The organism is Streptomyces sp. NPDC050388 (assembly GCF_040655635.1).
Taxonomy (GTDB): Bacteria; Actinomycetota; Actinomycetes; order Streptomycetales; family Streptomycetaceae; genus Streptomyces.
Genome location: NZ_JBFAKH010000014.1, coordinates 40321 through 54056, shown reverse-complemented (window position 1 = coordinate 54056; position 13736 = coordinate 40321). Strand labels below are relative to the sequence as shown.

Here is a 13736-nt window from a genome sequence, read left to right as displayed (position 1 = left end):
TGCCGCGCCGGCCGTCCGGTATCGGGAGGCACCTCATGACCACCGCCGGAGACATCATGCACCGCGGCGCCCAGTGGATCCCCGCCCACGAGACGCTCGACCGCGCAGCCCAGTTGATGCGCGACCTGAACGTCGGCGCGCTGCCCATCAGCGACGAGAACGAGCGGCTCTGCGGCATTCTCACCGACCGCGACATCGTCGTCGGCTGCGTCGCCATGGGCCACGACCCGGCCAGGACCACCGCGGGCGAGATGGCCAAGGGGACACCGCGCTGGATCGAGGCGGGCGCCGACATCAGCGAGGTCCTCCATGAGATGGAGACGCACCGGATCCGCCGGCTTCCCGTCATCGACGACAAGCGCCTGGTCGGCATGATCAGCGAAGCCGACCTCGCCCGGCACCTGACGGACGACCAGCTCGCCACCTGGGCCGAGAACGTCTACGCCAGGACCGCGACAGGCTGATTCCTCCTCTCCCCTCCTTCCTCCTTCCTCCGTCTCCTCGTCCCCCCGTCCGGTCCGCCCGGTTCCCGGCTGTGGACACGCACGGGCCGGAGCGTCACCCGTGCCGGACAAGACGGGCAACCGGGATGATCGCGGCATGATGCGAACCGACGGGTACCCGCTCGATCACCGGGAGGCCGAGGCGGCGGAGCGCCTCGACGCCTTCGCCGATCTGTTCGATCCCCTCACGTTCCGGTACCTCGAGACGGTCGGCGTCGGACCCGGCTGGGGCTGCTGGGAGGTCGGCGCCGACGGTACCTCCGTGGTGTCCCGGCTCGCCAAGAAGGTCGGGCCGACCGGACGGGTGCTGGTCACCTCCACCGACACCGCCCGGCTCGCCCCGGTCGACCGCCCGCCGGTGGAGGTACGCGTCCACGACATCGGCACGGAGGAGCCGCCGGCGGGCGGCTTCGACCTGGTGCACCTCCGGCTCCCGCTCATCGACGCGGCGCATCACGAGCGTGCGGTGCGGTCGGTGATCGGGGCCGCCCCGCTCCAGGCCGCCGCGACGCGTGCCGCCAGTCGTACGTTGCCCCGGACCGCCGCGAGGTTGGCGGCGAGGGAGGCGCCGTCGGTGTGGCGCCCCAGGTGGTCGAGCAGGAACGGAGTGACGGCCTGGCCGGTGACCCCCTCCGCCTCGCACGCGCGCAGCGCCTCGTCCAGCACGCGCGCGTGCACCCCGGGGTCCAACTGCTCCTTCTCGGGCACCGGGTTGGCCACGATCAGCGCCGACCCGGGCCCACCGAGCGCGTCCTGTGCCCGCATGACCCCGGCCACCTGCTCCGGGGTGTCCAGCCGCCAGTCCACGGGGTGCCCCGAGTCCGACAGGTAGAAGCCGGGGAAGCGGTCCGTGCCGTACCCGGCGACCGCGACCCCGAGGGTCTCCAGTCGCTGCAGCGTCGCCGGTACGTCCAGGATCGACTTCACCCCCGCGCACACCACGGTGATCCGGGTCCGGGCGAGGAGCCCCAGGTCGGCCGACTCGTCCTGCGTCACGGTCCACTCGCGGTGCACCCCGCCGAGCCCGCCGGTCGCGAAGACCCGTACGCCCGCCAGCGCCGCGAGCAGGGCGGTGGCCGACACCGTGGTGGCGCCGCTCGCCCCGGAGGCCACCGCGAGCGGCAGATCACGATGGCCGAGCTTGCGGATGCCGTTCTCATGGGCGACCCGCTCCAGCTGTTCCTCGTCCAGGCCGATCCGGGGCCGCCCGTCCAGCACCGCGATCGTGGCGGGTACGGCACCCTCCTGCCGCACCGCCGCCTCCAGCTCCGTCGCCACCCGGAGGTTGCGCGGCCGGGGCAGCCCGTGCGCGATGATCGTGGACTCCAGGGCCACCACCGGCCGACGCGCGGCGATGGCCTCCCGTACCTCTTCGGACACCGTCAGGGTCACGCGCCGTCTCCCGTCTGTCGCTCCTCCCCCATCCCTGGCGGGCCGGGCGCCGGGACAAACCTCTTGCGCCCCGCCACGGACGTCACCGAGCCTGGGACCCATGACGGACAGCACGGCACGTCTCGACCACGTCGTCCTCTGGGTGCGCGACCCGATCGCCGCCACCGGCTTCTACGAGGAGGCGGTCGGCCTGGAACCGGTCAGGCTCACCGACTTCGCCGCGGGCGAGGTGCCCTTCCCCTCGGTACGGGTCAACGAGGAGACCCTCCTCGACCTCATGCCGCTCACCATGGCGGAACGGATGACGATGCTCCCCGGCGCGGCCGACAGCTCCGGCCACCCCGTCAACCACGTCTGCCTGTCCCTGCCCGCCGACGACTTCGAGGCACTGCGCGGCCGCCTCGCGGAACGCTCCGTACCGGTGACGGACTTCTCGCACGACTCCTTCGGGGCGCGCGGCCCGGCCAGGCGCAGCTTCTACTTCCGCGACCCCGACGGCAACGTGCTCGAAGCGCGCCACTATGACTGACGCAGCCTGACGCGGGCTGACACGACCGACGAGCCCGTCAGAAGAGCGGCTCGGGCAGCACGCCCTCCAGCGCGAGCAGCCGGCGCTTGGTCTCCACCCCGCCCCCGAACCCGCCGATGCCGCCGTCGCTCTCCACCACCCGGTGGCAGGGCACGACCACCGGCAGCGGATTGGCGCCCATCGCCATGCCGACGGCCTGGGCGCCGCCGGGCTGACCGGCCCGTCCGGCCAGATCGCCGTACCCGACGACCGTGCCGTACGGAACACCGGAGGCCAGCTCCCGCAGGACCTCGCGGTTGAAGCCCGAGCTCCCCGAGACCAGCGACCAGTCCAGCGGCAGGTCGAAGTCGTGGAGCTCGCCCGCGAAGTACGCCTCGACCTGGCGTATCGCCTCGGTCAGCAGCGGGGAGCCGGGGTCCTCGACGGGCTCGGTGCCGAGCCGGGACGCCAGCCGCTCCAGCGCGCCGTCGCGCACCTCGTCGGTGGCGTGGAACACGACGTTGACCAGGCCCTCACGGGTCGCGGCCAGCAGCAGCGGGCCGATGCCGGTGCCGACGACCGCCCACACGACCCGCTGCTCGTACTGCCCATGGCTGTCCATGCGCCCCACCGTACGACCCGCCACTGACAACGCCGGGCGCGAAGAACGGCGAAGAACCGCGAAGGGCACCGTGCGTCAGCCGTCAGCCGTCCACCGCGTCCCGCACCACGTCGGGCTTGTTGCTGATGATCCCGTCGACCCCGAATCCCGCGACCCGCCGGGCCGCCGCCGCGTCGTTCACGGTCCAGGTGAGGACCTCCAGCGGCTCGTCGTGCGGCCCGTGGAAGGCCTGGACCGCCGCGACGTAGGCGCCGGACAGCGAGGTGTGCGGGGGGTTGATCTGGTCGGCGAAGTCCGCGTACGCGGGCAGGTCGCTCATCGGGGGCGCACCGATGAAACCGGTCTTCACCCCGGGCTTCAGCTCATGGACGGTCCGCACGCTGTCCGCGCTGAAGCTCTGCACGACCAGCCGGTCGCTCAGGTGCGCGCGGTCGAGCCACCCCTCGTTGCTCAGGACCTTCAAGGTCTCCTGCTCGATGCCGGGATACAGTTCCGGGCTCTTGAGCTCCAGCAGCAGCTTCTGGTCGTGCTGCTCCACGCGCCGCACGACCTGCTCCAGCGTCGGCACCCGCGTGCCCGCGTACGCGGGGTCGAACCAGCTGCCCGCGTCGAGACGGGCGATCTCCGCGGCGGTGAAGTCCTTCACCTTCCACGGCGACCGGCCGGGGAAGACCGTCTCGACGTCCGTGGTGCGCGCCAGGCTGTCGTCGTGCAGGACGACGAGTTCACCGTCCTTGGTGCGCTGGACGTCGTTCTCCACCCATTCGATGTCGAGTGCGGCGGCCTCGTCGACGGCTGCCAGTGTGTTCTCGGGCGCGTATCCGGAGGCGCCCCGGTGGGCGACCACCACGGGCGGTGTGCCGCTGCCGGCGGCACGCGCGGGGGAGAGGGGGAGCAGGAGAGCGGTGGTTCCCAGGAGCGCGGTGGTCGAGGCGACAACGGCGCGCATGTGCATGCGGACTCCTCGCGTCGAGCGATCAGGTCGTTCCGGTCATTTCAGATATTTCAGACATCTCAAGCAACACGGACAGTTCAACTCTGACAGCAGAAGGTCAACGCGGGACGGGCGCAGGATGACCACGAATTGAACGGCCTTGTCCCAACTCCGCACACTGGAGCCGCACAAGTGAGGCAAGGGCGTGTTTCTTTGCCCGGGCAGTCGTTCGGCCGTTCCGGTGGCAGTCATACTCTCTGCGTCAACCCTGACCGCCGAGCGGTCCTGGGAGGGGGGTTCACGACACACGATTCCGGGACGCGAACGGCGGGAAAGGGCAGCCGAGCATGCAGAGCACGGTCGACGGATTCAGCTACGGCATGGTCACACCGGTGGCGGCCTTCCTCATGGCCTGCCTCGGCGGCGCCCTGGGCCTGCGGTGCGCCACCAGGCCCCTCGTGGTGGCCCGGTCCTGGCGCCCCGGCTGGCTGGCCCTGGGCGCGGCGGCCATCGCCTCCGGCATATGGACGATGCACTTCATCGCGATGATGGGCTTCACGATCGAGGGAACGCCCATCCACTACGACCGCCTGATGACGCTCGCCAGCCTGGGCGTCGCCCTCGTCATGGTGGGCATCGGGATCTTCATCGTCGGCTACCGGGGCGCGACCGGGACGCCGCTGTTCACCGGGGGCACCATCACCGGTCTCGGCATCGCCTCCATGCACTACCTGGGCATGGCCAGCATGAGCCTCGACGGAACGCTGGAGTACGACACGCTCACCGTCGCCGCTTCCGTCGCCATCGCCATGGTCGCCGCCACCGCCGCCCTGTGGGCGGCCGGACAGGTCAAAGGCTTCCTGTGGGGCGTGGGGGCGAGTCTCGTCATGGGCCTCGCGGTCACCGGCATGCACTACACCGGCATGGCCGCCCTGGAGGTCCACGTCCACGGAACGGCCGCCCCCGCCGAGGGAGAGTCCGCGGCCTCCCTGCTCGCGCCCATGATGCTCGGCCCGCTCGTCCTCCTCGTCCTGGCCGGCGTCGTGGTGATCTTCGATCCACTGCTGATCATGGGGCGGCGCAGCCCGGCCCCCGCCGAGCACAAGCCCGGCGTCCCCGCCCACCACCGGCACCACTCCGCCTCCGCCTCCTCCATTCCGACCCGTCTTCGGCCGCGCACCCGCGGCCCCGCCGAGCACCGTTCCCGCACCCCGCAGAAGCGCTGACCGCAGCCCTCTGCCGGGCTGACCGGCACCCGTTGTCAGTGGCGGGTCGTACGGTGGGTGACATGCGGCCCGTTTCCCAGATCGAACGCACGGTGGCGCCCTTCGAGGTCGTCAGCCCCTACCAGCCCAGCGGCGACCAGCCGGCGGCCATCGCCGACCTCGCCCGGCGCATCGAAGCCGGTGAGAAGGACGTCGTCCTCCTGGGCGCGACCGGCACCGGCAAGTCCGCCACCACCGCGTGGATGATCGAGAAGCTCCAGCGCCCCACCCTGGTGATGGCGCCGAACAAGACGCTGGCCGCCCAGCTGGCCAACGAGTTCCGCGAACTGCTCCCGAACAACGCGGTCGAATACTTCGTCTCGTACTACGACTACTACCAGCCCGAGGCGTACGTCCCGCAGTCGGACACCTACATCGAGAAGGACTCCTCGATCAACGAGGAGGTCGAGCGGCTGCGCCACTCCGCGACCAACTCCCTGCTCACCCGCCGCGACGTCGTCGTGGTCGCCTCCGTCTCCTGCATCTACGGCCTCGGCACCCCGCAGGAGTACGTCGACCGCATGGTGCCGCTCCGCGTCGGCGAGGAGTTCGACCGGGACGAGCTGCTGCGCCGCTTCGTGGACATCCAGTACACGCGCAACGACCTGGCCTTCACCCGCGGCACCTTCCGCGTCCGCGGCGACACCATCGAGATCTTCCCGGTCTACGAGGAGCTCGCCGTCCGCATCGAGATGTTCGGCGACGAGATCGAGGCACTCTCCACGCTCCACCCGGTCACCGGCGAGATCATCAGCGACGACCAGCAGCTGTACGTCTTCCCCGCCTCCCACTACGTCGCCGGTCCCGAGCGCATGGAGCGGGCCGTGGGCGACATCGAGAAGGAGCTCACCGAGCGCCTGGCCGAGCTGGAGAAGCAGGGCAAGCTCCTGGAGGCCCAGCGTTTGCGGATGCGCACCACCTACGACCTCGAGATGCTCCGCCAGATCGGCAGCTGCTCCGGCGTGGAGAACTACTCGATGCACTTCGACGGCCGCCTCCCCGGCTCCCCGCCGAACACCCTGATGGACTACTTCCCGGAGGACTTCCTCCTGGTCATCGACGAGTCGCATGTCACCGTGCCGCAGATCGGCGCCATGTACGAGGGAGACGCCTCGCGCAAGCGCACCCTCGTCGACCACGGCTTCCGGCTCCCCTCCGCGTTGGACAACCGCCCGCTGAAGTGGGAGGAGTTCCAGGAGCGTATCGGCCAGGCCGTGTACCTGTCGGCCACCCCCGGCCCGTACGAGCTCTCCCGCTCGGACGGGGTCGTCGAGCAGATCATCCGCCCCACCGGCCTGGTCGATCCGGAGGTCGTCGTCAAGCCCACCGAGGGCCAGATCGACGACCTGGTGCACGAGATCCGCACCCGCGTGGAGAAGGACGAACGCGTCCTGGTCACCACGCTCACCAAGAAGATGGCCGAGGACCTCACCGACTACTTCCTCGAACTCGGCATCCAGGTGCGCTATCTCCACAGCGACGTCGACACCCTGCGCCGGGTCGAGCTGCTGCGGGAGCTGCGCAGCGGCGACTACGACGTCCTCGTCGGCATCAACCTGCTGCGGGAGGGCCTCGACCTGCCCGAGGTGTCCCTGGTGGCGATCCTCGACGCCGACAAGGAGGGCTTCCTGCGCTCCGGCACCTCCCTGATCCAGACCATCGGCCGGGCCGCGCGCAATGTCTCCGGCCAGGTCCACATGTACGCCGACAAGATCACCCCGGCGATGGAGAAGGCCATCGACGAGACCAACCGCCGCCGGGAGAAGCAGGTCGCCTACAACCAGGCCAACGGCATCGACCCCCAGCCGCTCCGCAAGAAGATCAACGACATCGTCGCGCAGATCGCCCGCGAGGACATCGACACCGAGCAGCTGCTCGACTCCGGCTACCGCAAGGCCAAGAAGGACGGTGGCGCGGCCAAGGCGCCCGTGCCCGCGCTCGGCAAGGCCACCAAGGGCACGAAGGGTGCGAAGGGCAGGGCCAAGGGCGCCGAGCCGGTGCCCACCGACCGCCCCGCGGCCGAACTCGCCGAGCAGATCGAGGAGCTGACCTCGCGGATGCGGGCAGCCGCCGCCGACCTCCAGTTCGAGATCGCGGCCCGGCTGCGCGACGAGGTATCCGAGATGAAGAAGGAACTGCGCCAGATGCGCGAGGCCGGCCTGTCCTGAGGGCGCCGGGCTCGTGCGGTTCTCCGCCCCGCACGGACTGTGTTGCAACACCGACACAAAGTGCGGACCGGGGTGCGTCACCGTCCGTGCCCCTGCGTAGGGTTCTGGGCAACCGCGGTTTCGCGGCAACAGGGGAAGTCCGAGAGGGGAATCAGCGCGTGACCGTCAACATGACCAAGGGCCAGGCCATCAGTCTGCAGAAGAACGACGGCGGCAGCCTGACCGCGGTTCGTATGGGTCTCGGCTGGCAGGCGGCCCCCCGCCGCGGCCTGTTCGGCTCGCGTACCCGGGAGATCGACCTGGACGCCTCCGCCGTCCTGTTCGCCGACAAGCAGCCGGTCGACGTCGTCTTCTTCCGCCACCTGGTGAGCGACGACGGCTCCGTGCGCCACACCGGCGACAACCTCGTCGGCGGCGTCGGCCAGGGCGGCGACGACGAGGCCATCCTCGTCGACCTGTCCCGTGTCCCGGTCCACATCGACCAGATCGTCTTCACCGTGAACTCCTTCACGGGCCAGACCTTCCAGGAGGTGCAGAACGCGTTCTGCCGGCTCGTCGACGAGACCAACGGCCAGGAACTGGCCCGCTACACGCTGGCCGGCGGCGGCGCCTACACGGCCCAGCTCATGGCCAAGGTGCACCGCTCGGGCACGGGCTGGACGATGACGGCCCTCGGCAACCCGGCCAACGGCCGTACCTTCCAGGACCTGATGCCGGCGATCCTGCCGGTGCTCTGACCAGCACCGCACGCGACCACCGCACCGCACGCGACACAGGGGGACGAGGGCAATGACGGCTGAGCTGGTGCGGGGGCAGAACCACCCGCTCTCCCGGTCCCGTCTCGAGATCCGGGTCTCGGCCGGTACGCCGATCGTGACCGCGGCCGCGCTCGGCGACGAGAGCGGCCGGATCCACGGGGTGGAGTGGGTGGCCCACCCGGGCGCGCCCACCCGGCCCGGTCTGGAGGTGTCGCGGCAGGCCGCGGCCGACCACCGCCTCGCGGTGGACCTGGACGCGCTGGCGGACGCGGTCCACCGTGTCAGCGTGCTGCTCGCCCTGCCCGCCGCGGCCGACGGCCGGGGCCCCACCCGCTTCGGCGCCGTCGCCGCCCCCTTCGTCGCGGTCACCGGACCGGACGGCACCGAAGTGGCCAGCTACACCGTCACCGGCCTGGACACCGAGTCGGCCGTCGTCGCCCTGGAGCTCTACCGGCGCCAGGGCGCCTGGAAGGTCCGTGCGGTCGGCCAGGGCTACGCCGGGGGCCTGACCGAACTCTTCACCGACCAGGGCCTGCCCCGGGCGCGGCAGCTCGCGGGCGACATCGACGAAGCGGTCGCGCGGGGCCTCGTCCGCTCCGTCCAGGCACCCCCGTCCCGTCCGTCCGACGGCGACCGCTCCCGGCAGACGGCCGCCCCGGCCCGCCACCCCGACCAGGGCGCCGGCAGCACACCACAGGCACAGGGCACCCCCGACCCCGTGCCGCCCGCGTACGGCGGTCAGGCTGCCGGCCCGCCGGGGCAGGGCGGACCGCAGCCGGCGTACCCCGGGGGAGCCGCCGACCCGTCCGCGGCGACCACCGGCGGTCCGATCGACTACAGCCACCCCCGCCGGCGGAACGCCGCTCCGCCGCCGCCCCCGCCGGCCGCGCCCCCGGCCCAGCCGGGACGACCCGCCCAGCCCGTCGCCGGTGACGCGACCGGCTGGTCCATGGACGAGCGCCTCTACAACCAGGTCTGGGGCATGTTCGAGGACCTGGCCCGTACCACCGCCGCCTACCGCAGCGCCGTCGACTTCGCCGAGTCACGCATGGACAAGGAGCTGGAACAGGTCCTGTCCGACCCGCGCAGCCGGATCGGGAGCCAGGGCGACGCCGCGCGCGAGGCGGCCAGGGCACGGCAGGCCCAGCTCGTCGACCAGGCGAGGGAGGTCTTCGACCGGGACCTCGCCCAGCTCGTCGCCGAGGCCGAGGTCGTCGAGCCCGCCCTCCCGCCGGCCTACGCGCGCTGGGACAACCCCGTCTGGCACGCCTACCGGGTGCCGATGGAGATCCCCATGGCGCTGCGCCTGGGCGACCTCCGGCTGCCCGAGGCCGACCGCCTCCGCATCCCGATGCTGCTCCGGCTGCCGCTGGAACGCGGTCTGTGGATCGACAGCGGACGGGCCGACGCGCAGGCCGAGTCGTTCACCGACCCCCACGACATGCGACGCCTCGCCGTGGAGACGGCCGTGTCCCACGCGGCCCGGCTGCTCGCCGTCCATCCGGCGGGCGAGTTCACCGTGCACGTCATCGACCCGGCCGGGTCGGGCGCGCAGCCGCTGGCACCGCTGACGCGGACGGGTGTGCTGGCGGCCCCGCCCGCCCGGGGCGCCGCGGGCGTCGCGGAGGTCCTGGGCCGGCTCACCCAGCGGGTCGACCTGGTGCAGATGGCACTGCGCGGCGGAGCGGCCGACTCGCTGCCGCCCGGCTTCGACACCTCCCAGCACCTGCTGATCGTCAACGACTTCCCGCACGGCTTCGACGACCGTGCCGTGAACCAGTTGCGGTACCTCGCCGACGAGGGCCCGTCCGTCGGCGTCCACCTGATGATGGTCGCCGACCGTGAGGAGTCCGCCGGCTACGGCCCGCTGCTCGACCCGCTGTGGCGTGCGCTGCTGCGGCTGACACCGGTCGCCGACAGCCATCTGGCCGACCCCTGGGTCGGGCACGCCTGGACGTACGAGCCCCCGTCGGTGCCGCCCGGCAGCCAGGTCCTCCAGCAGGTGCTCACCCGGGTCGCCGAGGCCCGCCGCGCCTGGGGGCCCTGACCGCGCCCCGGTCCGCCCGGGCGGGCGTGTTCCGCCCCTTGGAACGAGTGCCCATGGCACCACCTCCCATCTGGCACTTTGGTCTTTCTTTTACCCACCTCTTTACCAATCCTTGGGCATGAGGGTAAAGTTTTCCGCACGGAGGGGAGTACTCCCTGCCTGTGCGGCGACCCCGTCAATACGGATCAGACCGACCTGATCCCGGGGCGTCGGCCCGAGGTGTTGTCCGGCGCTGCTTTCGAAGGCCGGAACCCGGGTGGAAGAGACCTCCGGCAGCGACGACGCTGACTTTTGCCGTGAGACGTATCTGCCGGAGGCGTAGTGGATGTTTCCCTGACCCTGTGGGTCCTGACCATCGTGGGCCTTGCCGCCCTCATCGCGGTCGATTTCTTCATCGGCCGCAAGCCGCACGACGTGTCGATCAAGGAAGCCGGGATCTGGACCATCGTCTGGATCGTCCTGGCCGTGCTCTTCGGGCTCGGCCTGCTGGTCTTCGGCGGTGGCCAGCCCGCCGGTGAGTTCTTCGCCGGCTTCATCACCGAGAAGTCGCTGAGCGTCGACAACCTCTTCGTCTTCGTTCTGATCATGACGAAATTCGCGGTGCCCTCGCAGTACCAGCAGCGGGTGCTCCTCGTCGGTGTGCTCATCGCCCTGGTGCTGCGGGCCGTCTTCATCGCCGCGGGCGCCGCGATCATCGCCAACTTCTCGTGGATCTTCTACATCTTCGGCGCCTTCCTCATCTGGACCGCGTGGAAGCTCATCAAGGAGGCCCGCGCCCCCGAAGAGGAGGAGGAGTTCGAGGAGAACAAGCTCCTCAAGGCCGCCGAGCGCCGGTTCGGCGTGGCCGACCGGTACCACGGCACCAAGCTGTGGATCGAGCAGAACGGCAAGCGGGTCATGACCCCGATGCTGGTCGTGATGCTCGCCATCGGCACCACCGACGTGCTCTTCGCGCTCGACTCGATCCCCGCGATCTTCGGCCTGACCCAGGACCCGTACATCGTGTTCACCGCGAACGCGTTCGCCCTGATGGGCCTCAGGCAGCTGTACTTCCTCCTCGGCGGCCTGCTGAGCAAGCTGGTCCACCTGGCCTACGGCCTGTCGATCATCCTCGGCTTCATCGGCGTGAAGCTGGTGCTGCACGCGCTGCACGAGTCCGGGGTGCACGTTCCCGTGATCAGCATCCCGGTGTCGCTGGGCGTGATCTGCTCCGTCCTGATCGTCACCACGATCACCAGCCTGCGGGCCTCCAAGAAGCAGGCCCAGGCCGAGGGCTCCGCCGACAAGAACAGCATCGACGTCTGACCCAGTCCGTAACCGAACAGGAAATCTCCGGGAGCGGGGCGCGGCCCACAGCCGAGCACCGCTCCCGGTGTCTGCCTGTCTCCCGCCGGATCACGACAGAAGACCTCAGCGGAAGGAATCGCAGCCACACTCGCTGCCGCCCGTCACCGACCATCCCTCCAGCAGTAGAGGAGATCATGCGCGACAACGACCACCCCAGAACGACGAGGAACGTGGAAGCGATGGGGCTCGCCGGACACCGGCGGGGCCGGCCGTACTGCCCGAGACCCACCGGCAGCACGGACATCGAAGCAGCCCGTGTGACGAGCGGGTCGGCAGAGTTCGGAGAGACCGGAATGCGACGCTCGTGCACCTCCGAGAGCCTTGCTTCATGAACAGGTGGGTCAAAGGGCTGACGGACCGGTGGACGACCGTGGTGCCGGTGCTCGCCGGGGTGCTCCTGCTGTTCACCTGGGGACGCGAACTGCCCGGAGCGGTCGTCGCCGTGGCGGTCGTCGTGCTGGCGGCAGCGGTGCTGGCCGCCGTGCACCACGCGGAGGTGGTGGCCCACCGGGTCGGTGAACCCTTCGGTTCGCTGGTCCTCGCGGTCGCCGTCACGATCATCGAGGTCGCGCTGATCGTCACCTTGATGATCGACGGGGGGCCCGAGACCGCTTCCCTGGCCAGGGACACCGTCTTCGCAGCCGTGATGATCACCTGTAACGGCATTCTCGGCCTGAGTCTTCTGGTCGGCTCACTGCGTCACGGCATGGCCGTCTTCAATCCGGAAGGCGCCAGTGCGGCGCTCGCCACGGTGGCGACGCTGGCGGGGCTCACCCTCGTGCTGCCGACGTTCACCACCAGCAAGCCCGGGCCGGAGTTCTCCGCGGTGCAACTCACCTTCGCCGCGGTCACCTCACTGATCCTCTACGGCTTGTTCGTCGCCACCCAGACCGTTCGACATCGTGACTACTTCCTGCCCGTACAGAAGCTGGGCAAGCAGGGCATGCCGGTCACGAAGGTCGAGGACGAGGACGAGCACGCCGTCGCACCCTCCAACCGCACCGCGCTGATCAGCCTCGGTCTGCTCGGCCTGGCCCTGGTCGGAGTGGTCGGCCTTGCCAAAGGAGTCTCGCCCGCCATCGAGTCCGGCGTATCGGCTGCCGGGCTGCCCCATGCCGTCGTCGGTGTGATCATCGCGCTGCTGGTCCTGCTCCCCGAGACCATCGCGGCCGTGCGGGCCGCGCGGCGCAATCGCGTGCAGACCAGTGTCAATCTCGCGCTCGGTTCGGCGATGGCCAGTATCGGACTGAGCATCCCCGCGGTCGCGATCGCGTCCTTCTGGCTCTCCGGTCCGCTCGTTCTGGGCCTCGGCAACACCCACATGGTGCTGCTCGCCCTGACCGTGATGGTCGGCGTCCTGACCGTACGCCCCGGCCGGGCCACACCGCTCCAGGGCGGGGTGCACCTGGTGATCCTGGCCGCCTATCTCGAACTGGCGCTCAACCCGTAACACCGATCCGACCCGTGGCACCGATCGCGGAACCGCCTCCGGGCGGGCGCGCGCCCCGCGGCACACGCGCGGGCGCACCCCCGCCCGGAGGCGGTTCCGTCGGCACCCCCGGGGGCCCGGCATGCGCCCGGGACACCGTGATAGACCGGTCCGAGCAGCGTTCCGGCGACGACCGGCCGCTGTGACCGGCTTCACGCCGGTTCATGAACATTTCATGCCCGTTTCATCGCGAACCTTCCGGACCGGAGGAACTGTGCGCCGCAACCTGGCCGATGCCCCGATCATGATTCTCAACGGCCCCAATCTGAACCTGCTCGGGCAGCGTCAGCCGGAGATCTACGGCTCCGAGACACTCACCGACGTCGAGGCGCTGTGCGTCGAGGCGGCGGGCGCGCACGGGGGCACGGTGGACCTGCGGCAGTCCAACCACGAGGGCCAGTTGGTGGACTGGATCCACGAGGCGCGGCTGAACCACTGCGGCATCGTGATCAACCCCGGTGCCTACTCGCACACCTCCGTCGCGATCCTCGACGCCCTCAACACCTGTGACGGCCTGCCCGTGGTGGAGGTCCACATCTCCAACATCCACCGGCGCGAGTCCTTCCGGCACCACTCCTACGTCTCGCTGCGGGCCGACGGGGTCATCGCGGGGTGCGGGGTGCAGGGCTACGTGTTCGCCGTGGAGCGCATCGCTGCGCTGGCCGGCCCGGGCAGGGCACCGGCGTAGGCCCCGCAACCCGTA

General features: G+C 70.6%; 12 protein-coding genes and 1 pseudogene. 10 read left to right on the top strand and 3 right to left on the bottom strand.

The genetic code is table 11. The features are described 5' to 3' along the window. The first annotated feature begins 35 nt into the window (after positions 1 to 35). Entirely contained in the window at positions 36 to 464 is a 429-nt protein-coding gene (locus AB0I73_RS10720) for a CBS domain-containing protein (protein ID WP_109380052.1), read from the top strand. Between the two features lie 136 nt (positions 465 to 600). Continuing rightward, positions 601 to 990: pseudogene (locus tag AB0I73_RS10715) on the top strand (SAM-dependent methyltransferase); the annotation flags it as partial. Here AB0I73_RS10715 and AB0I73_RS10710 read toward each other — a convergent pair. Beyond that, the gene (locus AB0I73_RS10710) at positions 957 to 1895 is read right to left on the bottom strand and encodes a pseudouridine-5'-phosphate glycosidase (RefSeq protein ID WP_363035876.1); all 939 of its coding nucleotides are present in this window, start codon (positions 1893 to 1895) and stop codon (positions 957 to 959) included. The pseudogene AB0I73_RS10715 and the gene AB0I73_RS10710 sit on opposite strands and share 34 nt — an antisense overlap. 100 nt (positions 1896 to 1995) lie before the next feature. On the opposite strand from AB0I73_RS10710, the gene AB0I73_RS10705 reads away from it, so the two are divergent. Continuing rightward, positions 1996 to 2424, top strand: coding sequence for a VOC family protein (locus AB0I73_RS10705; protein ID WP_109380050.1), 429 nt, complete (start codon positions 1996 to 1998; stop codon positions 2422 to 2424). A 37-nt stretch (positions 2425 to 2461) separates the two neighbouring features. On the opposite strand, the gene AB0I73_RS10700 is transcribed toward AB0I73_RS10705, so the two are convergent. After that, the gene (locus AB0I73_RS10700) at positions 2462 to 3025 is read right to left on the bottom strand and encodes a methylated-DNA--[protein]-cysteine S-methyltransferase (protein ID WP_363035874.1); all 564 of its coding nucleotides are present in this window, start codon (positions 3023 to 3025) and stop codon (positions 2462 to 2464) included. Positions 3026 to 3107: 82 nt separating this feature from the next. Beyond that, on the bottom strand, positions 3108 to 3980 hold the full coding sequence (locus AB0I73_RS10695; protein ID WP_363035872.1) for a glycerophosphodiester phosphodiesterase family protein: 873 nt from the start codon (positions 3978 to 3980) through the stop codon (positions 3108 to 3110). 326 nt (positions 3981 to 4306) lie between these two features. Here AB0I73_RS10695 and AB0I73_RS10690 point away from each other — a divergent pair, with 326 nt between their 5' ends. The 7 genes from AB0I73_RS10690 to aroQ all read left to right on the top strand — a co-directional run bounded on the left by AB0I73_RS10690 (position 4307) and on the right by aroQ (position 13721). After that, positions 4307 to 5185 (top strand): MHYT domain-containing protein, encoded by an 879-nt coding sequence (locus AB0I73_RS10690; RefSeq protein WP_363035870.1) that lies wholly within the window; start codon positions 4307 to 4309, stop codon positions 5183 to 5185. A 62-nt stretch (positions 5186 to 5247) separates the two neighbouring features. Continuing rightward, the gene (gene uvrB / locus AB0I73_RS10685; RefSeq protein WP_363035868.1) at positions 5248 to 7392 is read left to right on the top strand and encodes an excinuclease ABC subunit UvrB; all 2145 of its coding nucleotides are present in this window, start codon (positions 5248 to 5250) and stop codon (positions 7390 to 7392) included. Between the two features lie 158 nt (positions 7393 to 7550). Then, positions 7551 to 8129 (top strand): TerD family protein, encoded by a 579-nt coding sequence (locus AB0I73_RS10680; RefSeq protein ID WP_109380045.1) that lies wholly within the window; start codon positions 7551 to 7553, stop codon positions 8127 to 8129. A gap of 52 nt (positions 8130 to 8181) precedes the next feature. Then, on the top strand, positions 8182 to 10197 hold the full coding sequence (locus AB0I73_RS10675; protein WP_363035866.1) for a TerD family protein: 2016 nt from the start codon (positions 8182 to 8184) through the stop codon (positions 10195 to 10197). A 321-nt stretch (positions 10198 to 10518) separates the two neighbouring features. After that, entirely contained in the window at positions 10519 to 11502 is a 984-nt protein-coding gene (locus tag AB0I73_RS10670; protein ID WP_363035864.1) for a TerC/Alx family metal homeostasis membrane protein, read from the top strand. Positions 11503 to 11872: 370 nt separating this feature from the next. Next, a complete protein-coding gene (locus tag AB0I73_RS10665) occupies positions 11873 to 12994 on the top strand; it encodes an ionic transporter y4hA (RefSeq protein WP_363035862.1) in 1122 nt (373 codons plus the stop codon). 253 nt (positions 12995 to 13247) lie between these two features. Further along, positions 13248 to 13721 (top strand): type II 3-dehydroquinate dehydratase, encoded by a 474-nt coding sequence (gene aroQ / locus AB0I73_RS10660; protein WP_363035860.1) that lies wholly within the window; start codon positions 13248 to 13250, stop codon positions 13719 to 13721. Positions 13722 to 13736: the final 15 nt, after the last annotated feature.